The sequence below is a fragment of the Leifsonia sp. YAF41 genome (genome assembly GCF_052113185.1).
In the GTDB taxonomy this organism is placed as follows: Bacteria; Actinomycetota; Actinomycetes; order Actinomycetales; family Microbacteriaceae; genus Cryobacterium.
Window position 1 is genome coordinate 71908 of sequence record NZ_JBFRCS010000009.1, and the last position, 25133, is coordinate 97040.

Sequence of the window (25133 nt, forward strand, 5' to 3'; positions counted from 1 at the left end):
TGATGTGTGTGTTGCGGTGATGCAGTCACGCGATGGTGCGGTGACTCTCGAAGCTGGAGTCCGAACCGGGCGACACTCTCGTCTCGCCCGATTCGACATCCTGCTTCGATGGTTCTGATCCGGCTATCCGCCGATCGAGGTCCAGCCGTCGGTGAGCTGCTTGGCCAGGTCCTCGCTTGAAATGGAGTTCGCGAAGTACTGCTGCAGCCCGGGGGTCGCGTACTGGTCCTTCCACTGCGGGTAGTTCGTGGTCTTCTGGAAGGGGGCGCCGGCGAGGTTCTCACCCGTGGCCAGCATCTCTTTCCATCCGGTCTGACCGGCGGTGGCGGCTTCGAGCTCGGCACGTGCCTCACTCGACGACGGAATCAACCAGTCACCTTCGCCGAGCTTGGCCTGGTTCGAGGCGCCCATGAAGTAGTTGATGAACTTCGCGGACTGCTCGACGTGCTTGCTCTCCGCGGCGACCGACATGGTCTGCGGGTTGGCGGCCTGCACGGTTCCGGCGCTGCCGGCCAGCGCGGGAAGCACCGTCCAGTTGAAGCCGTCCGGTGCCGATTCGGTGATCTGCTGCGCGAGGTAGTTGCCGCCGATGTACATGGCGTACTTTCCGCCCAGGAAGCCGGGAAGAACATCCGACCCGCTCTGCGTCAGGGTGACCGGGTCCATCGAACCGTCGTCGTATGCCATCGAGTGAATGCGGTTGGGCACCTCGAGCTCATTGGCGCCGACCGTGATCTTCGCAGTGTCGCCGGTGCCGGTGAAGAAGGTGCCATCGAAGCCGAGTGCGGTGTTCATCACGGCGGCGGTGGGCTGCTTGAGCCCCCAGCCGACGCCGTACTTGCCGTCGGCGGTGAGGCCCTTGGCGGCGGCGGCCAGGTTGTCCCAGGTCAGTTCGTCGCCGGTCGGAACCTCGACGCCCGCTGCAGCGAAAGCATCGGTGTTCGCGAAGACCACATAGGTCTGCAACAGCGTCGGAGCCGCAATGATCTTGTCGTCGTCGGTGGTCACGGTCGACCAGACGTCGTCAGAGACACTCTTCTTGACGTCATCGCTCAGGTACGGGCTCAGGTCGGCGAGATACCCCTGGTTGGCGAACCCGAGGATGTCCGAAGACTCGTCATGAATGACGTCGGGTGCGGTGCCGCCCTGGAACTGGGTGACCAGCTGGTCGTGAACGTTGTCCCAGCTGCCCTGGGTCAGTTTGACCTGGATGTCGGGGTTGTCAGCGTTCCAGGCGTCGACGATGTCCTTCGTCGCGGCAACGGTTGAATCCTGGTAGGCCAGGCTCTGGAAGGTGATCGTCACCGGTCCTTCGGAGGAGCCTCCGGCGGAGCTTCCTCCACCGCTTCCGAATGCGCAACCGGTCAAGACTCCGGCGACCACGATGGCGCCGGTGGCTAGTGCAGCCCGTCTTTTCATTGTCTGTACTCCTTTGTGTATATGCACTGCGTTGTGTGTATTCACTGCGTGTGACTGCGTTGAGGGTGTCGTGCGCTAACCCTTGACTGCCCCGCTCATCAGGCCGGAGGTGAGCCGGCGTTGAATGAGGGCGAAGAAGACAAGACTGGGGATGGTGGCCAGCAATGCTGCTGCCGCCAATTGGCCGAGCTGAACCTGCCCCTCTGCCCCGACGAATCGGGCGAGCGTGAGCGGCAAAGTCTGCAACTCCGGGTCTTGGATCAGCACGAGAGCGAAGAAGAATTCGTTCCAGCTCGAGATGAAGGTGAACAGGCTGGTGGCGACGAGTCCCGGCGCCAGCAGCGGCAGCACGATCGTGCGGAGGATAAGCAGCCGGGAGCCGCCGTCCATGGCTCCGGCCTCTTCGAGTTCGACCGGGATTCCGGCCACATAGCCCTGCAGCATCCACAGCGCGAACGGCAACGACCAGACCGTGTAGACCAGGATCAGCCCGAGCAGGTTGTTGACCAGGCCGATCTGCTTGAGCACCAGGAACAACGGGATGATGATCAGGATGAAGGGGAAGACCTGACTGAGCAAAATCCAGCCGGTGGCGATCCCCCGCATCTTGGTGCGGAACCGCGCCAGGGCGTAGGCCGCCGGCAGCGAGATGATGGTGACGATGATGGTGGTCGTCACGGCAACGATGAGACTGTTGCCGGCCGCCTGCACCAGGTTCGCCTTCTCGATGGCCGCGAAGAAGTTGTCGAAATTGAGACTGTTCGGCAAGAACGTCGGGTTCGGAGACTGCAATTCCTGCGGCGTTTTGAACGCCGTCGAAAGCAGGAAGAGCAGCGGGAAGCCCAAGAAGATGATGTAGGCGACGAGGGCCACGTATTGCAGCGGGCGGCCGATGCGACGGCCTGCCGCACTGGAGGGCATTCTGGTTGGTTTCGTAGACACGGCCTGGGTCATGACAGACGACTCCTTGCCTGGCTGCGGAGATAGACGAAGAGGAAGACAGCGATCACGATGACCATGACGTTGCCCATTGCCGCCGCGTAGCCGAAGTTGCCGTAGCGGAACGCCTCGTTGTAGGCGAACAGCATCGGCAGCATGGTTTGCCCACCGGGACCGCCCGCGGTCAAGACGAAGACGAGTGCGAACGAGTTGAAGTTCCAAATCAGGTCGAGCGTGGTGATCGCCACGATGATGGGCCGGAGCGCGGGAAGGGTGACATGCCAGAAGCGCTGCCAGACACCGGCCCCGTCGATCGACGCTGCTTCATGCAGTTCGGCCGGCACGTTTTGCAGTCCGGCCAGCAGAGTGATCGTCGTCTGCGGCATTCCAGCCCAGACACCGACAATGATGACGGCGGGAAGGGCGGTCGAGAAGTCGCCCAGCCAGTTGGTGTCGCCCGGAAGCCCGAGCGCACGGAGTGTTTCGTTGATGGGACCCGAGTTCGGGTTGAGCATGAGCCGCCACATGATCGCAATGACGACAGGGGGCATCGCCCACGGAACCAACGCCAGGGTGCGGGCCAACCAGCGCAGCTTCAGGTCGAGGTTGAGCAGCAGCGCGAGTCCGAGCGAGGCGAGAAACTGCAAGATGGTGACGCCGAATGCCCAGATCAGCCCGATCCGGAACGAGTTCCAGAACAGTTCGTTGCCGGCCAAACGCACGTAGTTGTCGATCCCGTTGAACGAGGTGACGACGCCGAGGCCGGCTTTGGCATCGGTGAACCCGAGAAGGATGCCCTGCACCAGCGGGTAGACGCTGAACAAGACGACCGGGATCATTGCGGGAAGCACAAGCAGCCACGCTTCACGACCACCCTGGCCCGGTGCGCCGCTCGCGCGCTTACGCTTCGGCTTCTCGGTGAGGGCGATCGGCCGGGAATCCACCGGCCGCGGCGGCGAAGTCAGTGTCGACGTCATGCGTCAACACCTCCCTCTCTGCCGGGGCCGGTCGGTGATGCGGTACCGGAAGCCACGACGGAGGACTCGCGGATGGTGAGCTTGGGTTCGATGACGATCTGTTTGATCGGGGCGTCGGGCTCGGTGAGGCGCCTGATCAGCAGCTTGGCCGCTGTGCGCGCACGCTTGACCGAGCCCAGGTTGACACTCGTGATCGACGGGGTGGTGAGTTCCGCGATGTCGGTGTCATCCATGCCGACAAGCGCCACGTCAGCGGGGACAGAGAATCCCCGACGCGTCAGCACCTTGAGTGCCGCCACGGCGAGCAGGTCATTTGCGCAGACAATTGCGTCGGGGGTCGCCTGGTCGAGAAGTGTTTCGGTGGCGACGAGGCCGGCCTTGAAGGTGAAGTCATCGGCATTGACCTGGAGGTCTCCGTGCATCGCGACGCCCCGCTTCGTCATCGCGATGGTGTAGCCGCTGAGTCGCGCGGCTCCCGGCACCGTGTCGACGGGGCCGTTGATGAAGGCGATGCGCTGGCGACCCTGCTTGGCCAGATGCTTGATCGCCAGGCCCATGCCGGCTGCCGAGTCGGCGCGCACACTGTCGAGTTCGACGCCGTCGGGAAGCGAACCGATCACGACGATGGGCAGGCGGCTTGAACGCAGGTGGCTGATCAGCGCCTCGGTGACACGGAGCGGGCTGAGAATGAGACCGTCGGCGAATCCGCGGTTCAGACTCGTCAGCAGTGTGATTTGGTCGTCGGGATCGCTGCCGGTCGAGGACACGACGAGTCGGTAGCCGGCGTCGGCGACCACCCGGGAGACTTCGTGCATCATCGCCACATAGACCGGGTTTCCGACGTCAGCGACAGCCAACGCGATCTGCTCGGTCTTGCCGACCTTGAGCGAACGCGCCGTCGCATCCGGCACGTAGCCCAGCTCATCGGCAGCCTGCCGCACACGGTCGGTGACGGCGGCGGATGCAGGCAGCCCGTTCAGAACTCGAGAGACAGAGGCGATCGACACCCCCGCACGCTCGGCCACGAGTACGAGCGTGGACTTCCTTGTCTCGGCCATCTGGCTCCCATGCAACGGTGAAGGGGGGTGTGTCATGTCTGTAAACGTTTACGAGAACGTTTACAGCGACTATAGGGTGCGCACGTGCGTCAGTGCAACTCGCAGCGGAACGTCACTCGAGAACGCACCGATCTAGCGCGCGTTGCGGTGGAGGCGTAGCGTCGAAGAAAGCATCGCCACGGGCATCCGTCAATGGAGAGGGGTTCCGACATGCAATACCTCGACGATCCAGACCAACTTCCGGCCCTTCCGGACCCCGGCCCGCGCGACGGGCGACACGGGGTCGATCGCGACGACGAGTACGACCCCTTTCCGGTGAACTCGGGATTGCACGGCGCAGCCACTGCATTGGTGATTCCGATCGACGAAGCGAAACGACATGTCTCGGTACTGATCGCACGCGCCGAATCAGGCCAGGAGGTCGTTGTGACGCGGCACGGGATTGCGATCGCCCGGATGGTGCCGCCTCGGCGCCGCGGCTCTCGTACGCGCCGGCCGGCGACACCGCTGACCGAAGACCTCGCGTGGCGGAACACACTGCTGCAACCGGGCGCGACCCTGTCGAAGCCTGCCTCCGCACCGAGAATCGCCTCGGTCACCCGCGTCGAGAGCCTCGCCATCGCCGAAGGCGCCGTCGTGGTCGGCGAGATCGTCGTCGATGCCAACGGCACATTGCGCGCCCTCGTTCTCGATGATCTCGATCAACTGCCTGCCCTGCCCGACCCCGGGCCGCGTGACGGCCGGCACGGTGTCGACCGTGAAACTGAAGCGAGTGAAACCTTGCGGCGCCCTCCCCGTCGGCCATCGAAGAGATCAACTCCGAGCAGCACCGGCTGACCTCACACCCGTCGCGAGCACCACCCCCGGGTGCGCGGAGCATCTACAGTTGCACAGTGCCCCAACACCCCGGCAAATCGCATGCCTCCCCCACCGTTCGTGCCACGCTGCGTAACCCGAAGCTGCTCAGCGTCGAAGTTCTCGCCGGAGTTGTCACCACGCTGGCGCTGATTCCCGAGGTGATCTCGTTCTCGGTGATCGCCGGCGTCGACCCCAAGGTCAGCCTGATCGCATCCGTTGTCTTGGCGATCTCAATGTCGATTCTCGGCGGCCGGCCCGCCATGATTACCGCGGCGGCCGGTGCGGTCGCCCTGGTCGTCGCGCCGCTGGTGAAGGAGCAGGGCGTCGAGTACCTCCTGCCGGCCGTGGTGCTGGCGGGTCTGGTGCAGATTCTGTTCGGAGTGACCGGCCTCGCGCGGCTGATGCGATTCGTCCCCCGGTCGGTGATGATCGGCTTCGTCAACGCTCTCGGCATTCTGATCTTCGTCGCTCAGGTGCCGCATCTGCTCGGTGTGCCCTGGTTGGTCTATCCGCTCTTCGTCGTGACCGTCGTGATCGTGCTCTTTCTGCCGCGCCTGACAACGGCGGTGCCCGCTCCGCTCGTCGCCATCGTCGTCGTCACGGCGATCACGATGGTCGCCCACCTGTCGGTGCCGACGGTCAGCGATCAGGGAGATGTCTCCGGCGGCTTGCCCGGCATCACGCCGCTGCTGGTTCCGCTGAACCTCGAGACGCTCGGCATCATCTGGCCGACCGCCCTGAGCGTCGCCTTTGTCGGCCTCATCGAAACCCTGCTCACGGCAAAACTCGTGGACGGGCTGACCAACACCACCTCGCCGAAGAGCCGGGAGTCCTGGGCGCTCGGTATCGCGAACATTCTCGCCGGGATGTATGGCGGAATCGCCGGCTGCGCCATGATTGGCCAAACACTCGTCAACGTGAAACTCGGGCGGGCCCGCACCCGCGTGTCGACATTCGTCGCCGGAGCCTTCCTCCTGCTGCTGGTCACCGCGCTCAGCGAGGTGATGGGAAAGATCCCGATGGTAGCCCTGGCCGCTGTCATGATGATCGTCGCGCTCACCACCATCAACTGGCACAGCATCGCGCCGTCCACTCTGAAACGGATGCCGCTGTCCGAGACGATCGTCATGCTCACGACTGTCGCCGTGGTCGTTGTCAGCCACAACCTTGCCCTGGGCGTGGCGGCGGGTGCGGTGCTCGCAATGGTGCTCTTCGCCCGACGTGTGTCGCATGTGGTGACGGTGGAGCGCACCCTTGCCGCCGACGAGCGTTCGGTGGCGTACGTCGTCACCGGGCCGCTCTTCTTCGGCAGCAGCAACGACCTCGTTGAGCAGTTCGACTACGCCGACGACCCGGCATCCGTCGTCGTCGATCTGAGCCGGGCACAGATCTGGGATGCGTCGACCGTCGCCGTGATGGACTCGGTCGAAACCACCTACCGCGGGCGTGGCGCCACCGTTACGTTCACGGGTCTCGACGAGCGCAGCACGGCGTTTCACCGCAAGTTGACCGGAAAACTCTAGGCCGCGAGCGGCACCACGGCCCGGCGAGCAGCCCGGCTACGCCCCCGCGAAGAAGGCTTTGATCGCCGCCGAGAGCGCAACCGGGTCGTTGACGTGGCAGAGTTCCCGCGCCGAGTGCATCGAGAGCAGCGGCACCCCGACGTCCAGTGTGCGGATACCGAGACGGGTTGCCGTCAGCGGACCGATCGTGCTCCCGCACGGCACCGTGTTGTTCGACACAAACTCCTGCGACGCCACGCCGGCCTGCTCGCAGGCGCGGGTCCACAGGGCCGAGCCGACGGCATCCGTCGCATAGCGCTGATTCGCGTTGATCTTCAGCAGCGGCCCTCCCCCGGCAACCGGCTGGTTGGCCGGGTCGTGGCGCTCGGAATAGTTCGGGTGCACGGAGTGCCCGGCATCGGCCGAGAGACACCACGATGAGGCATACGCCTGCAGCTGTTCCGACGGGGTCGCGCCGAGAGCGCCGCTGATGCGGGTGAGGATGTCGGCCAGCAGCGGTCCGCTGGCTCCCGAGCGCGACTCAGAGCCGAGTTCCTCATGGTCGAACGCGGCGAGCACGCTGATCTGTCGGCCCGCCGGCGCGTTGGGGGCGCCTTCCTCGCGCGCGGCCTCGGCCAGCAGCGCCACCATCCCGGCGTGCACGCTCGTCAGATTGTCCATACGCCCAGCGGCGAACAACGCGTTGTCCCGACCGAACCGTGTCGGCAGTGCGGTGTCGGCGGTCAGGATGTCGTACCCCGCGACATCCTCCGCGGCCACCCCGGCGAGCGCCGCCAGATGTCCGACGAGATCGGCGGCGGTGCCTCCGCCCACCCCGAACACCGGCGTCAGGTGCCGCTGCCGGTCGAGTTTCAGACCGTCATTGACTTCGCGGTCCAGGTGGATGGCCAACTGCGGGATGCGCAGATACGGCCCGGTGCGCACCAGGTGCGATTCACCGTCGCGGGTGACGAGACGCCCGGCGAGCTCGAGTTCGCGGTCGAGCCACGAGTTCAGCAGGGGCCCGCCGTAGACCTCGACGCCGGCCTGCAGCCAACCGTGGCTTTCGATCGTCGGCTTCGGCTTGAGTTTGAAGCCGGGCGAGTCGGTGTGTGCGCCCAGGATTCGAAACGGTGTCGTCGCCGTGCTTCCGTTCGGCTGAATCCAGGCGATGATTGCTCCGTCGCGCACGACGTAGCGGCGACCGGCGCCGGCTTGCCAGGCTGCTGATTCATCGAGACGGGTGAAGCCGGCGTCATCGAGTCGCCGCGCCACCTCCTCCGCTGCGTGATACGACGACGGCGATGCCGTGATGAATGCGGCGAGGTCGTCGATGTATCGATCGACCCGGTCAGCGGCCGGCGCAGCCGTGGTGGCGGCAGAGTGGGCGGTAAGGTCGGCAGCGCGGTCAGTCGAGGCATCCATGCCCTCAATCCAACCACTCGGCGCGGAGGGCGGTGCGCACGCGGGTTCACACCCGCCAGTAAGTGCACCCGGTCGGTGTGCTCAGTAGGTGGGCGCGGAAGGCAGTTCGAAGAATTCCTCGAGGGTCGACACTCCGGTGGAGTGAAGCTCGGTGCTCAGGTCGGTACCGAGGTAACGAAAGTGCCACGGTTCGAATTCATACCCCGTGACGGCCACTTTGTCGGCCGGGTAGCGCAGCAGATACCCGAAGCGCCAGGCGTTGGCGGCCAACCACTGCCCCTCAGCGGTGTCGGCGAAGCAGACGTTGAAACGGCAGGCGCCGTTCTCCGCACCGATGTCGATCGTCAAGCCGGTCTGGTGTTCGCTGGTCCCCGGTCGTGCCGTGCTGAGATCTGCGGCTGCGACTCCCGCCGACTTGACCTCGCTGGTGTACACCTCGACCTGGGAGGCGTACGACCGGAATGCACTGTTCGACTCCAGGCTGAGTCCCGCTTCGCTGGTCGCCGCGGCGAACATCGCCTCGACCGCGGTTGCGGCGTCGGCCCGCAGTAGGGGCGCCCAGGTGTGCGGCACTTTCACGGCGACGAGATCAGGCGGAGTGAAGTCGACCGGAACGATGGGGCGCTGCTTGTTGACCACGACCCACGGGCTTTCCGGGTCGTCGAGTGAGTGGGCGGCGCGGTCGAAACCGTTCACCGGATGCGCCGTGGCCGTGGGTTCGACAATCGCACCGGGGCCCGGGGCGGGCGTCGAGCCGTCGCCGGCGACGAGGAGATTGCCGATGACGACGCCCAGCACCACGACAACAATCAGAGCGAGCGACGCCCCGACGATGATGCGGTTGCGTCGCACCCGTGCCGAGAGTGTCGGCTCAGCTCGGATGCCGGCCCCGGGAACCGGAATCGCCGGGTCAGGCTCCTCAGCCTCCGAGAACAGAGCCTCGGCCCCGGAGAACTCGGAGTCAGCGACGTCAGCATCAGCGATCGTGGAGTCGGCGAATTCAGAGTCAGCGATCGCAAATTCCGACGACTCCCGCTCAGCACGAACCGCGTCAGTCGCGGGAGACTCGAGGGTCTCAGACTCAGAGTTCTCGCCGTTCTCAAAGCGAGAAATCTCCATGCGAGGAATCTCGGGGCGAGTCGGCGAAGTCATCGGTTCGAGCCTACCGACGCGCGGCGCCGATTCCGGCTTTGAGGCGGTCACACCCACTTGGGTGTCGCGCGGTTCGACCGTACGATGAAGCCATGCCAACGATGATCTTCGTGAACCTTCCGGTTCAGAGCCTCAAGCGGTCGACCGATTTCTGGAAGGCCCTGGGCTTCTCGTTCAACCCCCAGTTCACCGATGAGAATGCGACCTGCCTCGTCATCGACGAGGATCACATCTACGCGATGCTGCTCGTCCCCGAGTTCTTCCAGACGTTCACCGACCGTCAGATTGTCGACACGTCGACATCGATTGAATCGATGATCGCGCTGAGCGCCGAGAGTCGCGACGCAGTCGACGAGATGGCGGATGCCGCGCTGGCGAACGGCGGGAGCCCGGCCGGCGACGCGCAGGACTTCGGCTACATGTACGGCCGCAGTTTTCTCGACCCAGACGGCCACCACTGGGATGTGACGTGGATGGACCTGAGCGCGGCACCTGCCGGCTGAACGCACTGTCACCGGCACCTGCCAAGCTAAGAGGATGACCGACACACGCGCATCCGCCCTCGCCGTCTTGCGCACGTTGGTCGGTCGTCCTGATGCCGATTTTCATGAGGGTCAGTTCGAGGCCATCGAGACCCTCGTCGATGAGCGCCGCCGGGCCCTGGTCGTGCAGCGCACCGGTTGGGGAAAGTCGGCGGTCTACTTCGTCGCCACACTGCTTTTGCGTCAGCGCGGCGCCGGGCCCACGATTCTCGTGTCGCCGCTGCTCGCCCTGATGCGCGATCAGGTCGCGGCCGCCGCCCGCGCCGGCGTGCGTGCCGTGTCGATCAACTCCTCGAACGCGCACGAATGGGGCGAGGTGCTGCAGGCCCTGGCCAACGACGAGGTCGACGTGCTGCTGGTCTCCCCCGAACGTCTGAACAACCCGAGTTTTCGCGACAACCAACTCCCGGCGTTGATCAGCCGGGTCGGGCTGCTGGTCGTCGATGAAGCCCATTGCATCTCCGATTGGGGCCACGACTTTCGGCCGGACTACCGCCGCCTGCGCGACCTCATCGCCGAGATGCCGGCCGGGGTTCCGGTGTTGGCCACGACGGCGACCGCGAACAGCCGAGTGGTGCAGGATGTCGCCGAACAGCTCAACAGCGCCGCCCACGGCAGCGCCACGCACGCCACGGAGCAGCCGGGCACCGAGGTCGTCACGATTCGCGGTCCGCTCGCCCGGGCTTCGCTGCGCCTGGGCGTGCTGCGCCTTCCCGACGCGAAGGCTCGACTCGCCTGGCTGCTCACGCATCTCGACGAGCTTCCCGGCAGCGGAATCATCTACACCCTCACCGTCTCAGCGGCCGAAGACACCGCCCGCCTGCTGCGTGACGCCGGTCACGCCGTGCGTGCGTACACCGGACAGACCGACACGGCCGAGCGCGAAGAGTCCGAGCGCATGTTGAAGAACAACGAGGTGAAGGCCCTCGTCGCCACGAGTGCCCTCGGAATGGGTTTCGACAAGCCGGACCTCGGCTTCGTGCTGCACCTCGGCGCCCCCTCTTCCCCTGTCGCCTACTACCAGCAGGTGGGACGCGCCGGTCGCGCCACCGACAACGCGGATGTGCTGTTGTTGCCCGGTCCGGAAGACGAGGCGATCTGGCAGTACTTCGCCACCGCGTCGATGCCGAACCAGGTGAAGGCCAAGGCGGTGATCGATGCGTTGCTGGCCAACGGCGACACTCCCCTGTCGACGCCCGCACTCGAGGCGCGGGTCGACCTGCGCCGCACGCCACTGGAATTGCTGCTCAAGGTGCTCGACGTCGACGGTGCGGTGCGACGCGTGACCGGAGGCTGGGTCGCCACCGGCACACCCTGGATCTACGACCGCGATCGATACGAGCGCATCAGCGCGGCCCGGGTGGCCGAACAGAGGTCGATGATCGACTACGAGCAGACTTCGGGATGCCGGATGGAGTTCTTGCAGCGCGCTCTTGACGACGAAACCGCCGTCGCCTGTGGACGCTGCGACAACTGTCAAGCCCCCTGGTATCCGGCAGGGCTCAGCGCCGAGGCTGCCGCTGCGGCAGCACAATCGCTCGACCGGGTCGGCGTGCAGATTGAACCGCGCGCCCAATGGCCGACCGGAGTGGCGAGCCTCGGCGTCAACGTGCGCGGCAACATCCCACCCGGCGAACGGCTGGCACCGGGGCGCGCGCTGGCCCGGCTGACCGACCTAGGGTGGGGCGGCGCGCTGCGCAGTCTCTTCAGCCCGCCGGCGACCGGCGACGTTCAGGGCACCGCCGGCGGCACGGCCGGGCCGAGCCCTGCCGATGCCCCGGCGAGTCCGGCGATGCTTGCTGCGTGCATCCGCGTTCTCGCCGACTGGAACTGGGACGAGCGCCCCGCTGCGATTGTCACGGTGCCAAGCCGGAGGCATCCGCAACTGATCGAGTCAGTTGCCCGCACGTTCTCCGACGCCGGTCGGTTGCCGTGGCTGGGTTCGCTCGACCACGCAGGCGGTGGGCCGACCGGTGCGTCGGGCGGAAACAGCGCCTACCGGCTCGCCAACGTCTGGGACCGTTTTGTTGTCGGTCCCGAGCTGGCCGCGGCGCTTGAAGCCTCTGCGGGTCGTCCGATTCTTCTCGTCGATGACATTGCCGACAGCCGCTGGACGCTGACCGTCACCGGGCGAGCGCTTCGTCGAAGCGGCGCATCCGCTGTGCTGCCTTTCACTCTGGCAGTGCGCTCGTAGGCCCGTCGTCGCGCGTGTTCTGAGCGGGCGCGATCTGAGCGACCGGTGCGGGATCGCCGTCGGTGTGCCGCGGGAGGGTCCGGCCGCGGAAGTAGTCGGATTTGACCACCCACCAGATGACCATGATGACGACGCCGAGAAGCAATGCCCCGATGCCGACCACCGCGACGGCGCCGATTCCGAAGATCGTGACGTTGTCACCGTTCTCGTCGACCAGCCAGTCGGCGAGTGCATATTGCTGCAAACCGTAGATGAACACGGCGGTGAGGCTCAGCCCGCCGAGCAACGGGAAGAGACCGCGCATGATCACGTTGCGAAATGACGACCACATTGTTTTGCGGTAGTACCAGACGCAGGCGAAGCCGGTCAGACCGTAATAGAAGGCGATCATCAATCCGATCGACCCGATCAGCGCGCCCAGCAGTTGAATGCTGATCAGCGTGAAAAGCACGTAGAAGCCGATGGAGACAGCACCCATCGCAATGGTTGACCAGGTCGGGGTGAGAAAGCGCGGGTGGATGCGTGCGAACTTCTCGGGGAGCGCTCTGAAGACGGCCATCGACAGGGTCGTCCGCGCCGTCGGAAGGATCGTGGTCTGGGTTGATGCCGCAGCCGAGGTGAGAATCGACACCGCGAGCAGCAGCGCCGCAGCATGGCCGAGCACGCTGCTCCCGAACAACGCCGGCCCAATTGCTGAGAAGACATCGGCGGCGTTGGTCTCGTTGCCGAGTCCGATTCCGCTGGTGCCGACACCGGCGAACGCGACCGCCGCGACGGTGACGAGAGCGTACGTGCCGAGCAGCAACAATGTGCTGATGATTGCGGCACGCCCCGGTGTCTTCGTGGGGTTCTCGGTCTCCTCATTGATCGAGACGACGGTGTCCCAGCCCCAGTAGATGAAGATGGCCGTCAGTATGGCCGGTGCAATCACCGTGCTGAAATCAAGCGTGAAGGGGTTGAACCAGTCGAGGCTCGGGATGAGTGAATAGGATTCGGCGGTGCCGGTGTAGACGCGCACGAGGGCGAAGATCGAGAAAAGCACCAGCACGAGTATCTCGATGCTGAGCAGCACATACTGGATGCGCGCCGACAACTCGATGCCGCGGTAACAGATGTAGGTCATCACGGCGATCCAGATCACGCCGGCAACCGTGGACCAGAACGGATCGTTGGCGAGATCGGCGACCCCGCTGAGACCCAGATCACCGGCGAAAATGAACGAGTAGGAGCCGGCCACCTGGGCCAGGTTCGCCATCACAATCACATCCGCGGCGACGATTCCCCAACCGCCCAGCCAGCCGGTGATCGGGCCGAATGCCCGCGCGCTCCAGGTGAACGTGGTTCCGCAGTCGGGTTCGGCCTTGTTTAACTCCTGGTAGGCGACGGCGATCAGATACATCGGAATGAAGGCGAGAATGACGATGCCCGGCGCTTTGACACCCGCGAGTAATGCGCCACCACTGGCGACGATGAATCCGAGGCTTGCGGCCAGGCTGTATGCCGGCGCGGTGGAGGCCACGCCGATGACGACACTGGAGAGAAGGCTGAGTGCGCCCCCTTTCAAGCCTTTGCTGTCGACTTGCTCAGGCTGAGGGGGAAGAGTGGTTGTCATCGGGATCTCCCAACGCCGCGGCAGCTTGAGGCCGTGGAACCGAGGCCAAAACGGTCGTTCGGGTGAGCGATCTGGCTAGTGACCGGTTTACCCCTGTTCGACGTGTTGCGCACCTGCAAACACACACAGACAGCGTGCCCCGACGACGACGCTAGACGACGATTCGGCTGTCGCCGCGCTCGCTGACGACGATCGCAAGCTTCGCCGGGATCTGTTCCTTCATCGAATCGACGTGGCTGATCAGGCCGATGGTGCGCCCGCGCGTGCGGAGACTGTCGAGGGTGCTCATCGCCGTCTCCAACGTTTCTGCATCGAGCGAGCCGAACCCTTCATCGACGAAGAGAGTATCGAGAGCGATGCCCCCGGCCTGCTCCGACACCACCTCGGCGAGTCCGAGCGCGAGCGCCAGCGATGCGAGAAACGTCTCGCCGCCCGACAACGAGTGCGTGGGTCTGGCCCGCCCGGTATGCGCATCACGAATGGCCAGGCCCAGTCCCGACTGGGCACCTCGAAATTGCAGCGAGTCGTCATGCTCGAGCAGGTAGCGTCCGCCGGTCATCGTGCGGAGTCGCTGGTTGGCGGCCGCGATGATCTCTTCAAGCTGCGCCGCAAGCACATACGTTTCAAGTCGCATCCGTTTGGTGTTCGGCTCGTCGCCATGCACTACGGCCGCGAGTTCGCGCACCTGGGTTTGGGTGGCGAACAGACTGTTTGACTCCTCGAACTGCAGGATCGCGTCGGCAACCAAGGCCCCAATCTGACGCGCCCGTTCGACGAGTGTGCTCTCGACGGAACGGGCCAGGTCGCGCTCTGCGACAGCCCTGTCGGTCGCCTCCTGCGCCGCGTGCAGATCAATGAGTTCGGCGGGAAGATCGGCCATTCCCGGTTCGTCGAAAAGCGCTTGCACGACAGCGAATTCGTCGTCGTAGCGTCRCAGTGCCTCGTGGTGCGCGGCGATGACAGCATCGGCGATCCGGGCCGCGAGCGCGGCCTGCTGATCGACAAAGCCCTCGGCGAGTAGTTGCGTCTGCACCTCCGCAACAGCAAGAGCGAGCGAGACCTGACGCTGCGTGCTGATCGCAGCGGCGTCACCGATGCGTCGCGCCGCCTCGAGTTCGCTCTGCAGCCGTGCCGCTCGATCCGTGACGGTGGCGAACTCGCCGCGGTGTTCGGCGGCACGCGCGAGAATCGACGAGCGCCTGCTGCGCAATTCTGTGGTGAGAGCGGATGCCGTGTCACGGGCCGCTTGCGCATCAGTCTGCTCGGCGTGAGCCAGAGCCAGTTCGTCACGCAGCGCGACCAGCTGCTGCTCCAGCCGACTGACGTCGTCACGGGCCGTCAGCGCACGGTCGAGTGTGGAGTGAGCGACGGCCCGTTCGGCCTCGAGCTGGTCCGGCTTTTTGTCGTTGGCTCGCGTGCGCGCTTCGGCCAATGCCAACGCCGCGGATTGAACCTTCTGCTGGGCGGCTTCGAGGCCCCGGTAGGCCGCGGCCTGGGCGCTGCGGGCCAGCTCGACGTCATGCTCGTTCACAGGCACGGCCGTGCGGGTCGCCGGAGCCGGGTGCTCCGCCGAACCGCACACCGCACAGGGCTGACCGTCGACCAATTCTGCGGCCAATTCTGCGGCGTGACCGGCCAGGCGCCGCTCCAGAAGGTCATCGTAGGACGTCGCCGCGGCACGGTTCGCCGCAGCGGCTGTTTTCTCGAGCTGTTCCGCTCTGATGAGTTCAGGTTCGAGGCGCTGCACCGCATCGATTGCCTCCGCCTCCCGCTCCAGTCGCGAGAGTTCAGCCCGAGCCTCGACCTCCCGCGCTGCCCGGAGCGCGGCGTCAGCGCGCTGTTCCGCTGCAGCGTCAATGCGCCCAGGGAGCACTGAGATGAGGGCCTGCACTCGGGACAGTGCTTCGGAAGACTCGGCCAGACTCGTCTCCGCGACATCGAGGTCACGGTCGAGGCCCGGCACCAGCTGTTCGGACGTGACGATCTCGTGYAGCGAGCCTTGAATCCCCAGAATCTCATCGATCGTGGTTTGGAGCGTCGTGGCCTCGACACGGAGGGCCGATTCTCCGAGTTCAGACCACAACTCCCGCGCGGCAGCCTCGTCGGCGAGAGCCAGAGCGCGGGCGCCCTCGGCGTCGGCCAGCGCGCGAATCTGCGGGACGACCCGGGCCGCGCGCTCGGCCGCGGCCACCGTTCTGCGCAGGGCATCGATCTCGTCCCGGCGACCTTCGAGGGCATCGCGAGTGATCCCGGCGGCGTCCCGGCGCTCCTGCCGCCCCCTGAGCGCGCTCTGGCGCTGAAGTTCCTCCGTCGTCGCCGACACGGCGCCATCCGCCGCCGCCGCAGTGGCTGCAGCCACGGCGCACTCGGCGGCAAGCTCGGCCTGCGCCGTCTCGAACCATTCGCGCGACGGTGACGCAGGCGGGGCATCCAGTTCAAGCTGGTGCGCGATCGTGGCGGCGAATCCGCCGATCTGCTGCTGGAGAACGCCGAGCTGCTCGCCCAACACCTTGCGCCGGGCGAGCAACTCCGACTCGAAACGTTCGAACCGCGCGGTACCGAACAGTGTGCGGAGCACGGCCCGGCGATCGTCGGTCTTAGCCAGTAGAAACTTTTGGAAACGGTTCTGAGCGAGCAGAATCACCTGCAAGAACTGGTCTTGTTTCAGCGGCAGGATGCGGCTGAGTTCGAGACCGACATCGACAGGGCGTGCGGCGACGCCTCGCCATCCGTCGCCGCTCGGCGCGGCGGTCGTCAGAGCGTCGCTGCTCGACGCGGGGTCGGTGTCGTCGCGCACGTCGAGTCGAGCGTCGGGCTGCGAGGTCGTCGTTCCGCCGCCTCGCTTCTTCGGCCGGTCGAAGCGTGGGGTGCGGTAGATGCGGTAGTCGGTGTCGCCCATTGCGAACTCAAGCTCGACGAAGGTCGGGTCATCGGGTTCGCAATGGTCGCTGCGCAACTGAGACTCGGTGCCGTCATAGCGGGGAACACTCGCATAGAGCGCAAAACAGACGGCGTCGAGGATGCTGCTCTTGCCTGCACCGGTCTTGCCGGTGATCAAGAAAATGCCATCGTCGTCGAAACGCTCGAAGTCGATGAGTTGCTCGTCTTTGTACGGCCCGAACCCGGCGATGCGCAGTTTCTTGATTTTCATTCGACACCCTCTGAGCTCGGCACCTGCACGGAGGCGAGAACCTCGGCGACGAGAGTGCGTTCGAACTCCGTCGGTCCGACTCCGTTGCGCACCAGCTCGAGAAAACTTGCGACGATGTCGGGGTCAGTCTGAGATTTGATGCGCTCGGAATAGCTCGTCGAGCGGTCGTCGACGACGATTGCCGGGCGGTGATCGAGGGCAACGCAGTAGGGAAAGCGCGTCTGGAGCTTGCGCATGGCGTCAAGCGGGCGCACCTGATCGGTCAGAATCGCCGACACCCAGTTCTGTTCGACAGCCGCATGGGCCTCGTCGGTGAGAATCTGGTCAAGCTCGCCGGTGAGCACCGACAGGGAGCGCGGGATCGGCAAGTCGATCCAGTCAACGCTCGCGAGGCCGTTGGCATCGAGCTCGACCAGCCAGCCGCCGCGGGGTTTGCCGGCCTCGGAGAACGAGTAGTGAAGCGGGGCACCCGAGTAACGCACCCGTTCGCTCAACGTGGAGCGACCGTGAATGTGCCCCAGTGCCACGTAATCGGGGCCATCGAACACACTCGCTGGCACCAGGTCGAGCCCACCCGCGCTGATGTCCCGTTCCACATCGCTGGCGCTGACGCCTGCGGCGAAACAATGTGAGAGCACGACTGAACGGTCGCCATGCGCAGAGATGTCGGCCCGGATCTGCTGCATGGCGAAGCCGAGAACCTGCTCGTGGGTGCGCAGCTCGACATCGGGATGGTGGTGCCGAATCAGCGCGGGCTCGAGGTAGGGGATGCCGTAAAACCGAACAGGGCCATGCTCATCCGTCACGACGATTGGCTCGCGATATTGATCGTGCCTGGTGACCACGTGGATGCCGGCCAGGCCGGCCCACTCAGACTGAAAGCCGAGACGAGCGGCCGAGTCATGGTTGCCGCTGGTCATCACGACACTCGCACCGGCGTCACGCAGCGCACGCAGCGCACCGGACAGCACCGTATAGCTCTCGGCCGACGGCACCGCGGAATCGAACACATCGCCGGCCACCGCAACAACGTCGATCTGCCGGGTGCGCACCACGTCGACAAGTCCATCAAGCACCATTCGCAGGTGACCGACGGTCGAGTGCGTGTGAAAGGTACGACCGATGTGCCAATCAGACGTGTGAAGGATCTTCATGCTTCTCACGCTAGCGTCGACCTCTGACAGAACTGTCGCCGACAGACCCACCATCAGCGTTTGCGCGGGTGCGCTACTTGCGGGTGGTCTTCTCCACACTCATCACCAAGATGACGCGATCGGCTTTGTCGGCCGGCGCCGGTGTCTGCGCGTCGCCATAGCGCTGCCCGAGGTGCACATAAAAGGCCCCCTCCGGGTCGGCAATCACGTCAACCAGACGGCCACGCACCTCCAGGTAGCGGAACGGGTTGGCCGGATCCAGGACCATGACCGTCATCGCCGGGTTCAGCTGCAGGTTGCGAAACTTTGCACGCTTCGACGTGTGCGTGAATCTGATCGTCTCACCGTCGAACTCGAACCACATCGGGTTGACCTGCACGGCGCCATCCGGCCGGATTGTGCCCAGACTCGCGAAATGCGGCTCGGTGAGCAGGTCAAGCAGGTCGGCGGGGATCTTGGTTGTCATGCTCAGATACAACCAGCCGCTCGGCTATTTCTTCCGCGCGACTCTCGAACTAATTGAGCACGTCTTCCAAGGTGCGCGGTTCGTGCCCAGTCAGCCGGCGCACATCGTCGGTGATGTGGGCGAGCTCGCCGTCGGCGATTGCCGTGTAGGTGCTCACCCAGGCCTCCACCTGCCAGTCCGGCGCGCCATAGTGAGCTCGCGACGCATACGCTTCGTCGAGTGTTTCGTTGATGAACGTGAACCGGCGACCGGTGGTCACGGATGCCCGGCGCGCGATGTCGCCGAGGGTCAATGCTTCGCCTCCGGTCAACTCATAGATCGTGTCGTGGTGCTGCTCGGGGTGTTCGAGCACCGCCACGGCGGCATCCGCGACATCGGCGCGAGCGACGGCCGCAGTCACACCGTTTCCGGACGGACCCCGGATCACCCCGTTCTCATCGGCGAAGTGCGGAAGCAGATCGAGGTAGAAGTTGTCGCGCAGAAAGGTGTAGCCCAGGCCGGAGTCCCGAATGGCGTCTTCGGTGGCACCATGATCGCGCGCGAGCGTGAAGCCGGCCGCGTGACCGGCGCCGACGAACGAGGTGTAGACGATGTGGCGCACCCCCGCGCGAGTCGCCGCCGCGACGAAGCTCAGGTGTTCGCTGACTCGCTCGGCGGATTCGTGGGCAGACACCATGAACGCCACGTCCACCCCGGCGAGTGCCTTCTCCACTGCGTCTCCGTCACCGTACGTGGCAACGGCGATTTCGGCACCCGGAAGCTGCGGCGCACGGGCTGCATCCCGCACGATCAGCCGTAGCGAATGCCCCCGGTGCGCAAGTTCGGAAGCAACCCGTCCCCCGATATGCCCCGTCGCTCCGGTCACTGCGATTCGTGTCATGCTGCCGTCTCCTTCATCTCGCGCTCGTGTCGATCTCAGTTGATGGTGCTCTCCGCCCCCGCAATGGGGTTGGCGTCCCCGCAATGAGTCGGGCACGCTCGAAGTAGACGCGGCACGACGGGGGAACACATCATGACAGAACAACCCGGATTCGTCGCGCCAGCCGGCTGGTACGTCGATCCGACGACTTCGATTCTTTTGCGCTGGTGGAGCGGCCTCGCCTGGACGGAGCACGTCGCCCCGATTCCCGAGGTCTCGACGACCCCCGACGACTACCGAACGGCCGCCCCCACCAAGTCCCCCGTGCCTGCAGTGGACCTCGAGTCAGCACACGCCGGGGCCGCCGACGACAACGTTCCGCTCCCCCCTCCGCCGATCTCCCGGCTCGCTCCGGTGTCGGCGTACGGCTGGGCGCGCGAGGAAAGCAAGACCGAGATCGCCCCGCGTTGGACCCTTCCGGTCGGACACAGCCTGGAGTTCACTGCGATTCCAAGCCGCTGGGGCTCTGTGTCGGTCTGGGTGATTGCGTTCGCCCCCTGGATGTCGGTCGCCGCGTTCTTCGTCATGCTTCTGCTGGAGGGAATCGGTGCGCAACTCTGGCTGCAGTACGCCGCCGTCTCGCTGCCCTGGCTGATCACCCTGGCAGCCGCTCAGCGGGACGTGAAGCGGCTCAGCGGCTGGGGCCATCGAACGGTCGCCCCCTGGGCCTGGGCGCTTCTCGGTGCTCCCGCCTACCTCATCGCCCGCACCGTCGTGCTTCGACGCACTGCCGGTCTCGGCTCTGCCCCGCTCTGGGTGTGGATCGCCAACTTTCTGCTGGTGGTCGGGCTCGGTGTGTTCATCGTCGTTGTTTTCGCGGCGGTTCTCGCGTCACTCTCTGGCTCGGGGTTTGACGGCACCCAGCTGAGCAGTCTGCCGACGGCGATCGGGCTCGCACGCCTGGTCTGACCGTCGTCGTCCGCTCCCAGGCTGGGCACCGGCCGTACCGGTATCTTTGAACCCACCGGCTCAAGCAACGAAATTGGGCAGGGCATTGCTGGTGAATTCACCGACTGAAGGAGCGAAATTATGGGCTGGCTCGATCGAATCTTCGGCCGCGAGGAGACAACACCCTCCCGTCCGACGGCGAACCGCCCGGCGCGCTCCGACGATGACATCGCCATCGAGCGATACCGCTACCTGCTACGCACAGCGCCGCCGGAGACGATCGAAGCGGTGCACCAGGAGGCGTTTTCAAAGCTGACCCCGGCTCAGCGCGACCTCCTCTTTGAGCAGCTCCAAGCCGACGCCGCGGCCGGCGAACGCCCGACGACGAACGACCCGGCCAGCCTGGCGCAGGCGGCGACGCGCTCTGAGCTGCGTAATCCTGGGTCGATGGAGCACACGCTCGGCGCGGCCGGCCAGCGGGGCGGCGGCCTGGGCTTCGGCGGCACTTTCGCAAGCTCGCTCATGGGAACCGTGACCGGATTCGTCATCGGCTCCGCAATCGCATCGGCTTTTCTTCCGGATGCCGGTGGCTCGGTCGACGCCGCAGGTGCCGACGGCGATTCGTCCGGCGACGGCAACGCCGATGGCGGTGGCGATTCCGGGGGCGACTTCGGCGGCGGCGGTTTCGACGATGGCGGCTTCGGCGGTGGCGACTTCGGCGGAGGCGGCGACTTCGGCTTCTAGCCGCAGAATCCCCGACCTAGAGGTCGGCCGAAAGCACCTCGTAGCTGGCCTGTGTGAAGCCGGCACCCAGTTCGCGCGTCGCGGTGAGCCTCAGATGGACCCGCTCGTCGAGTGGCCCGAACAATGACACTCCGGACCCGAGCAAGACGGGCGCCTGCGTCAGCGTCATCTCGCTGATCAACCCTCTGCGCAGGAACGCCTGAATCGTCTGCCCACCATCCACATAGACCCGTTTCACTCCCTCGCGCTCGAGCGTCGCCACGACGTCGTCGAGATCCGTGTGCACGGTCGTGTCGGGAGCGGCGGGAGTACCCGGTGCGCCCGGAGCGCCATCGGCGCCGAGCGTGCGGCTGAGCACCAGCACGCGTTTTCCGGCATACGGCCACTCGCCGAAGCCGAGCACCGTGTCGAACGTCTTGCGTCCGATCACGAGCGCATCGACCGAGGCGAAAAACTCGTCGTACCCGGTCTCACCGAGTGTGTCGTTCTCGTCGGTCAGCCAGTCAAGTTCGCCGTTCTCGCCGGCGATGAAGCCGTCCAGACTCGTTGCGATGAAAACGGCTGCCACAAAGCTCTCTGTCATGACTCTCACGCTACCGGGGGCCGCCGACACCATCACGGCCGATGCCGTCTGCGCGAATGAGCAGCGCGTCAATCGAATCGATTGTTGACGACTGCAACCTGCCCGGGCTCATCGACTGATATGTTATCGCTCGGCGTCTGCCAGGCCCGCGGGATCACTTCTTTCCCGAGTGGCCAGCGAGGGGGGCAGATCGCGTCATTCAATGGGCCGAAATCCACCCCGTCATCCCGTGTCGTTCGAGGCTGAGTTAGCCAGGCACTCACCAACGAGGAGTATCCAAGCATGACCACTACACCTGAATTCACCAGCGGCTTCGGTGCCACCATCACCTCTGGCATGAAGTGGTTCGCCAAGCAGGGGCAAGTCGTGATCGAAGAAGGACACCTCGGTCTCCTGCGCGACAACGGTGACCTCATCGACAGTGCACCGATCTCGGATGTTCAGATCAAGAAGGCGATGCTCTATTCCATGATGCCCAGCATCCAGATCGCACTGAACGGCACGAAGTACAAGGTGAACCTCTCCTACACGGCAAACGACGCCACCCTCGGAGCCGACCGTGCGAAAGAGATTCAGGAAAAAGACAACGAGGCGCTCTTCGAGGTCGTTCGCCGACTCGGCGGCCAGGTCGGCAAAGCCTAGACATGCGCAGTCGTCGCCACTCTCACCATCGCGCCTCTGTGGCGAAGGCGATGGCTGACGAGGGCGGTTACGACTACCGTCCGCAGGTGGTCAACCCGCCTGTGTCCGGCCTCCTGTTCGCCAACACCAATCACGTCGTCATGAGCGACGTCGTCGACGCCACTGCCACTGCGACCCCGTTTGTGTTCGGGACGCTTTCGGCCAGGGGCGGACGAGTACGGGACGCGAAGCTCGTGATGATCGTGTTGCCGAGGCCGGTGCCGAACATGGTGTTGCTCAGCACGGGTGAAGCCGTGCTGAGCAAGGCCGGGGTCGCGCTGGACGAGGGCCAGCGCCTTGCCCTGGAGGGCGACTTCGATACAACATTTACGCTGTACTGCCCCCGCGAATACGAGACCGACGCGCTCTACATCTTCACACCCGACCTGATGGCTCGCCTGGTGGATTCTGCGGCAGGATGCGACATCGAGTTCGTCGACAATCGAGTCCTCATCTACGCACCACCAGCCGCGTTCGCGACGAAAGCCGCTCTGTCGGTCGTGCCAGAGTTAGTGCGTTTCCTTGAGAGCAAACTGCGCCGACAGACACACCGCTACCAGGACGACCGACGCGACAATGCATCGGTCAGCGACCCATTTCGCCGAGCCCAGATCACCGCCCTCGGCGGTACCGACACGCACTTCCGGGTTGGGTTGCGCGGACGCCGCCTCCGTCGTCGCACAACGTTCTGGCAGAAGGTCGGAATCGGTCTCGCGGCACTTCTTGCAGCGACGGCAGCCGTCTACTGGATTGCGGCTGTCCTCAGTGCGTTCATGCCCTAGAGCCCCCACCCGGCTGGCGGCGTTGACAGTTAGAACTCGAACAGTTAGAGTTCTAACCATGGATGCACAGGGACCTCAGCTCACCAGCACACTCGACCTCGTACGCTGGTTGGGCTGGGCTCAGCGCAAGGCCGGCGAGGACTGGATCCGGGCGCGGGAGCTCAGTCACGAACAAGCCTTTGTGCTCGGCTATCTAGTTCAGAATCCGGGAGCAATCCAGCGCGACATCGCGGAGGTGAGCCGCACGAGCGCGGCAAGTGTCTCCAGCCTCCTGCAGGGGCTCGAGCGTCGCGGTCTCGTCGAACGTCGCACAGACGAAGGCAATGAGCGCAGCAAACGTGTCTATGCCACACCGGTCGGCAGCGAACTCATCGCCGGGTTTGACACTGCGATGGCGGAGACCAACGACGTGATCCTGGCTCCCTTGAGCCAAACGGAGCGGGCCACCCTGCATGCTCTGCTCACCAAGGTCACCGCCGAACTGCCACGACCGTCGCGGTAACAACCGCACCCCTGCACGAGCCGCCGTAGCCCGGCCGCGCACCCAGAATTTTCCTCCGCCGCGCCGGCGTCCGTCGGCGCGCGCTCGAGCCTGCCCGGAAAGGAGCAGTCATGAGCACTATGAATCTTGAATCCCCCACGAAGGCCGACGCCGTCGGTACCAACCGCTGGTACCTCTCCTCCGCGCCGATTGTGCGCGCCCTCCTCCATCTCTGCATCCCGATGGCGGCCGCGATGGTCGTCGGTGCGATCTACAACGTCATCAATGCCGGCTTTGTCGGTTCGCTCCACGACACTTCATTGCTCGCCGCGATCACATTCGGAATGCCGCTGCTTAGCCTCGTCATGGCGGTCGGCGGCATGTTCGGAGTCGGTGGCGGCGCGCTCGTCTCACGCCTACTCGGCGCCGCAGAACACGAGCCGGCACAGGCCGACAGCATTAAGAGTGTCTCGTCGTTCGCCGTCTGGGGTTCGGTCATCGTCGGTGCCGTGGTCGGCGGCGCTGGGCTGCTCCTACTGCACCCGCTGGTGTCAGTGTTGGGTGCGGATGCCGCCGCTGCGCCCGCCACGAGCGCCTACGTCTCCGTCATGCTCGCCTTCGTCCCGGTGCTCGCCGCGGCCTTCTGTCTCGAGCAGCTCGTGCGAGCGGAGGGCGCCGCGCGCCAAGTGATGATCGGACTGATCGCATCTGTGGTCGCGAACCTCGTGTTCGATGTGCTGTTCGTCCTTGTTCTGCATTGGGGCGTCGCCGGTGTGGCGCTGTCCGTCGGGCTCTCGAACCTTGTCATCGTCGCCTACTTTGCCACCTGGCTCATGCGGCACAGCGAACATATGAGCCTCGCGCCGCGCTGGTTCACTCTGTCGCCGACCGTCGTGAAGCCGGTGCTCGGCGTCGGCGTCGGCACCCTGCTCCAGTCTGCATTTCTCATTCTCACGTCGCTGGTGCTCAATAACCTTGCCGCTGCATACGGCGATGGCCCGCTTGCCGCGATGGGCATCGCGGTGCGCATTGCCCAGGTGCCGGAGTTTCTGGTGATGGGCATCACGATCGGGGTGCTGCCGCTGCTTGCCTACGCGTATGGAAAAGGAGATCGCAGCCGCCTCGATTCGGCGATGCGGGCATCCGCGATCGCGGTCGGAGGCATCGTCCTGATCTTCTCGACGTCAGTGTTCTTCTTTCGGGAACAGATCTTCTCCAGCTTCGTGTCCGACGGTTCACTCCTCTCGATCGGCGTTGCGATCCTCGCGGCGCAGCTTGTCGCGATGATCGCGAATGGGTTCGCCGGCCTCCTGACGTCGCTTTTTCAGGCCACCGGGCGGGCAGCCGCCGCGACCGTGATGTCGGTGACGCAGGGTGTTCTGTTCATTCCGGTCGTGTTGCTCGGCAATCTCTGGTTCGGGCTGCCCGGCATCATCTGGGCGCTGACGGTGAGCGAGGGTGCCGTGCTCGTCGTGGGCGTCGTGTTCTGGCTCGCCTCTCGTCGCACGATCGACCGCGGACTCGCTGAGGGCAGCCCGGAACGGGCTGAACTGGCGCTGAGTCAGGCCGAGGCCTGATCGCCACAACGACGGCGCTCCGCACCAGA

Annotated in this window: 22 protein-coding genes; 10 read left to right on the forward strand and 12 right to left on the reverse strand. The window is 65.2% G+C overall.

All coding sequences use genetic code 11. The features are described from left to right. Window positions 1-123: 123 nt before the first annotated feature. The 4 genes from AB4Y63_RS10875 to AB4Y63_RS10890 form a co-directional block, all read right to left on the reverse strand. On the reverse strand, window positions 124-1419 hold the full coding sequence (locus AB4Y63_RS10875; RefSeq protein WP_441791059.1) for an ABC transporter substrate-binding protein: 1296 nt from the start codon (window positions 1417-1419) through the stop codon (window positions 124-126). 75 nt (window positions 1420-1494) lie between these two features. Continuing rightward, window positions 1495-2340, reverse strand: a complete 846-nt coding sequence (locus AB4Y63_RS10880) for a carbohydrate ABC transporter permease (RefSeq protein WP_441791060.1) — start codon at window positions 2338-2340, stop codon at window positions 1495-1497. A 29-nt stretch (window positions 2341-2369) separates the two neighbouring features. Then, on the reverse strand, window positions 2370-3335 hold the full coding sequence (locus tag AB4Y63_RS10885) for a carbohydrate ABC transporter permease (protein ID WP_441791061.1): 966 nt from the start codon (window positions 3333-3335) through the stop codon (window positions 2370-2372). Then, window positions 3332-4393 (reverse strand): LacI family DNA-binding transcriptional regulator, encoded by a 1062-nt coding sequence (locus tag AB4Y63_RS10890; RefSeq protein WP_441791062.1) that lies wholly within the window; start codon window positions 4391-4393, stop codon window positions 3332-3334. Before AB4Y63_RS10890 ends, AB4Y63_RS10885 begins: the two co-directional genes overlap by 4 nt. Window positions 4394-4603: 210 nt before the next feature. Between AB4Y63_RS10890 and AB4Y63_RS10895 the strand changes: the two genes are divergently transcribed. Beyond that, on the forward strand, window positions 4604-5230 hold the full coding sequence (locus tag AB4Y63_RS10895) for a type II toxin-antitoxin system Phd/YefM family antitoxin (RefSeq protein WP_441791063.1): 627 nt from the start codon (window positions 4604-4606) through the stop codon (window positions 5228-5230). Window positions 5231-5286: 56 nt separating this feature from the next. After that, complete coding sequence (locus AB4Y63_RS10900; protein ID WP_441791064.1) at window positions 5287-6774, forward strand: SulP family inorganic anion transporter; 1488 nt, start codon at window positions 5287-5289, stop codon at window positions 6772-6774. A 36-nt stretch (window positions 6775-6810) separates the two neighbouring features. Here the strand turns inward: AB4Y63_RS10900 and AB4Y63_RS10905 are convergent, their stop codons facing one another. Next, window positions 6811-8178, reverse strand: coding sequence for a M18 family aminopeptidase (locus AB4Y63_RS10905; RefSeq protein ID WP_441791065.1), 1368 nt, complete (start codon window positions 8176-8178; stop codon window positions 6811-6813). A gap of 81 nt (window positions 8179-8259) precedes the next feature. Next, window positions 8260-9330 carry a M15 family metallopeptidase gene (locus AB4Y63_RS10910; RefSeq protein ID WP_441791066.1) on the reverse strand — a complete coding sequence of 357 codons (1071 nt, stop codon included), beginning with the start codon at window positions 9328-9330 and terminating at the stop codon, window positions 8260-8262. A gap of 92 nt (window positions 9331-9422) precedes the next feature. On the opposite strand from AB4Y63_RS10910, the gene AB4Y63_RS10915 reads away from it, so the two are divergent. After that, complete coding sequence (locus AB4Y63_RS10915; RefSeq protein WP_441791067.1) at window positions 9423-9833, forward strand: VOC family protein; 411 nt, start codon at window positions 9423-9425, stop codon at window positions 9831-9833. 34 nt (window positions 9834-9867) lie between these two features. Beyond that, window positions 9868-12066: a DEAD/DEAH box helicase gene (locus AB4Y63_RS10920; RefSeq protein WP_441791068.1), complete on the forward strand. Its 2199-nt coding sequence runs from the start codon at window positions 9868-9870 to the stop codon at window positions 12064-12066. On the opposite strand, the gene AB4Y63_RS10925 is transcribed toward AB4Y63_RS10920, so the two are convergent. From AB4Y63_RS10925 to AB4Y63_RS10945, 5 genes are all read right to left on the reverse strand, one after another. Further along, window positions 12044-13678, reverse strand: a complete 1635-nt coding sequence (locus AB4Y63_RS10925; protein ID WP_441791069.1) for an APC family permease — start codon at window positions 13676-13678, stop codon at window positions 12044-12046. The two genes, AB4Y63_RS10920 and AB4Y63_RS10925, sit on opposite strands and share 23 nt — an antisense overlap. Before the next feature lie 151 nt (window positions 13679-13829). Beyond that, a complete protein-coding gene (locus tag AB4Y63_RS10930; protein ID WP_441791070.1) occupies window positions 13830-16829 on the reverse strand; it encodes an AAA family ATPase in 3000 nt (999 codons plus the stop codon). Continuing rightward, complete coding sequence (locus AB4Y63_RS10935; RefSeq protein WP_441791071.1) at window positions 16826-17983, reverse strand: exonuclease SbcCD subunit D; 1158 nt, start codon at window positions 17981-17983, stop codon at window positions 16826-16828. The genes AB4Y63_RS10930 and AB4Y63_RS10935 overlap by 4 nt, the downstream gene beginning before the upstream one ends. Before the next feature lie 73 nt (window positions 17984-18056). Further along, on the reverse strand, window positions 18057-18449 hold the full coding sequence (locus AB4Y63_RS10940; RefSeq protein WP_441791072.1) for a PPOX class F420-dependent oxidoreductase: 393 nt from the start codon (window positions 18447-18449) through the stop codon (window positions 18057-18059). Between the two features lie 49 nt (window positions 18450-18498). After that, the gene (locus AB4Y63_RS10945) at window positions 18499-19329 is read right to left on the reverse strand and encodes an SDR family oxidoreductase (protein WP_441791073.1); all 831 of its coding nucleotides are present in this window, start codon (window positions 19327-19329) and stop codon (window positions 18499-18501) included. 132 nt (window positions 19330-19461) lie between these two features. Between AB4Y63_RS10945 and AB4Y63_RS10950 the strand changes: the two genes are divergently transcribed. Together AB4Y63_RS10950 and AB4Y63_RS10955 are read left to right on the forward strand one after the other, a co-directional pair. Beyond that, entirely contained in the window at window positions 19462-20277 is an 816-nt protein-coding gene (locus AB4Y63_RS10950) for a DUF2510 domain-containing protein (RefSeq protein WP_441791074.1), read from the forward strand. Window positions 20278-20397: 120 nt separating this feature from the next. Beyond that, window positions 20398-21000 carry a hypothetical protein gene (locus AB4Y63_RS10955; RefSeq protein ID WP_441791075.1) on the forward strand — a complete coding sequence of 201 codons (603 nt, stop codon included), beginning with the start codon at window positions 20398-20400 and terminating at the stop codon, window positions 20998-21000. 16 nt (window positions 21001-21016) lie between these two features. Here AB4Y63_RS10955 and AB4Y63_RS10960 read toward each other — a convergent pair whose 3' ends face one another. Continuing rightward, window positions 21017-21583 carry a dihydrofolate reductase family protein gene (locus AB4Y63_RS10960; RefSeq protein WP_441791076.1) on the reverse strand — a complete coding sequence of 189 codons (567 nt, stop codon included), beginning with the start codon at window positions 21581-21583 and terminating at the stop codon, window positions 21017-21019. Between the two features lie 282 nt (window positions 21584-21865). On the opposite strand from AB4Y63_RS10960, the gene AB4Y63_RS10965 reads away from it, so the two are divergent. The 4 genes from AB4Y63_RS10965 to AB4Y63_RS10980 all read left to right on the forward strand — a co-directional run bounded on the left by AB4Y63_RS10965 (window position 21866) and on the right by AB4Y63_RS10980 (window position 25104). After that, entirely contained in the window at window positions 21866-22225 is a 360-nt protein-coding gene (locus AB4Y63_RS10965) for a hypothetical protein (RefSeq protein ID WP_441791077.1), read from the forward strand. A 50-nt stretch (window positions 22226-22275) separates the two neighbouring features. Beyond that, window positions 22276-23046 carry a hypothetical protein gene (locus AB4Y63_RS10970; RefSeq protein ID WP_441791078.1) on the forward strand — a complete coding sequence of 257 codons (771 nt, stop codon included), beginning with the start codon at window positions 22276-22278 and terminating at the stop codon, window positions 23044-23046. Between the two features lie 58 nt (window positions 23047-23104). Beyond that, on the forward strand, window positions 23105-23548 hold the full coding sequence (locus AB4Y63_RS10975; RefSeq protein ID WP_441791079.1) for a MarR family winged helix-turn-helix transcriptional regulator: 444 nt from the start codon (window positions 23105-23107) through the stop codon (window positions 23546-23548). A 110-nt stretch (window positions 23549-23658) separates the two neighbouring features. Further along, entirely contained in the window at window positions 23659-25104 is a 1446-nt protein-coding gene (locus tag AB4Y63_RS10980) for an MATE family efflux transporter (RefSeq protein ID WP_441791080.1), read from the forward strand. Window positions 25105-25133 lie beyond the last annotated feature (29 nt).

Excerpts from the sequence above, each read along its gene's own strand:
- AB4Y63_RS10895 (WP_441791063.1), top strand. The coding sequence starts at position 4,604 with ATGCAATACCTCGACGATCCAGACCAACTTCCGGCCCTTCCGGACCCC.
- AB4Y63_RS10890 (WP_441791062.1), bottom strand. The coding sequence starts at position 4,393 with ATGGCCGAGACAAGGAAGTCCACGCTCGTACTCGTGGCCGAGCGTGCG.
- AB4Y63_RS10960 (WP_441791076.1), bottom strand. The coding sequence starts at position 21,583 with ATGACAGAGAGCTTTGTGGCAGCCGTTTTCATCGCAACGAGTCTGGAC.
- AB4Y63_RS10980 (WP_441791080.1), top strand. The coding sequence starts at position 23,659 with ATGAGCACTATGAATCTTGAATCCCCCACGAAGGCCGACGCCGTCGGT.
- AB4Y63_RS10940 (WP_441791072.1), bottom strand. The coding sequence starts at position 18,449 with ATGACAACCAAGATCCCCGCCGACCTGCTTGACCTGCTCACCGAGCCG.
- AB4Y63_RS10920 (WP_441791068.1), top strand. The coding sequence starts at position 9,868 with ATGACCGACACACGCGCATCCGCCCTCGCCGTCTTGCGCACGTTGGTC.
- AB4Y63_RS10925 (WP_441791069.1), bottom strand. The coding sequence starts at position 13,678 with ATGACAACCACTCTTCCCCCTCAGCCTGAGCAAGTCGACAGCAAAGGC.
- AB4Y63_RS10915 (WP_441791067.1), top strand. The coding sequence starts at position 9,423 with ATGCCAACGATGATCTTCGTGAACCTTCCGGTTCAGAGCCTCAAGCGG.
- AB4Y63_RS10910 (WP_441791066.1), bottom strand. The coding sequence starts at position 9,330 with ATGACTTCGCCGACTCGCCCCGAGATTCCTCGCATGGAGATTTCTCGC.
- AB4Y63_RS10905 (WP_441791065.1), bottom strand. The coding sequence starts at position 8,178 with ATGGATGCCTCGACTGACCGCGCTGCCGACCTTACCGCCCACTCTGCC.
- AB4Y63_RS10975 (WP_441791079.1), top strand. The coding sequence starts at position 23,105 with ATGGATGCACAGGGACCTCAGCTCACCAGCACACTCGACCTCGTACGC.
- AB4Y63_RS10875 (WP_441791059.1), bottom strand. The coding sequence starts at position 1,419 with ATGAAAAGACGGGCTGCACTAGCCACCGGCGCCATCGTGGTCGCCGGA.
- AB4Y63_RS10950 (WP_441791074.1), top strand. The coding sequence starts at position 19,462 with ATGACAGAACAACCCGGATTCGTCGCGCCAGCCGGCTGGTACGTCGAT.
- AB4Y63_RS10945 (WP_441791073.1), bottom strand. The coding sequence starts at position 19,329 with ATGACACGAATCGCAGTGACCGGAGCGACGGGGCATATCGGGGGACGG.
- AB4Y63_RS10935 (WP_441791071.1), bottom strand. The coding sequence starts at position 17,983 with ATGAAGATCCTTCACACGTCTGATTGGCACATCGGTCGTACCTTTCAC.
- AB4Y63_RS10970 (WP_441791078.1), top strand. The coding sequence starts at position 22,276 with ATGGCTGACGAGGGCGGTTACGACTACCGTCCGCAGGTGGTCAACCCG.
- AB4Y63_RS10955 (WP_441791075.1), top strand. The coding sequence starts at position 20,398 with ATGGGCTGGCTCGATCGAATCTTCGGCCGCGAGGAGACAACACCCTCC.
- AB4Y63_RS10965 (WP_441791077.1), top strand. The coding sequence starts at position 21,866 with ATGACCACTACACCTGAATTCACCAGCGGCTTCGGTGCCACCATCACC.
- AB4Y63_RS10885 (WP_441791061.1), bottom strand. The coding sequence starts at position 3,335 with ATGACGTCGACACTGACTTCGCCGCCGCGGCCGGTGGATTCCCGGCCG.
- AB4Y63_RS10880 (WP_441791060.1), bottom strand. The coding sequence starts at position 2,340 with ATGCCCTCCAGTGCGGCAGGCCGTCGCATCGGCCGCCCGCTGCAATAC.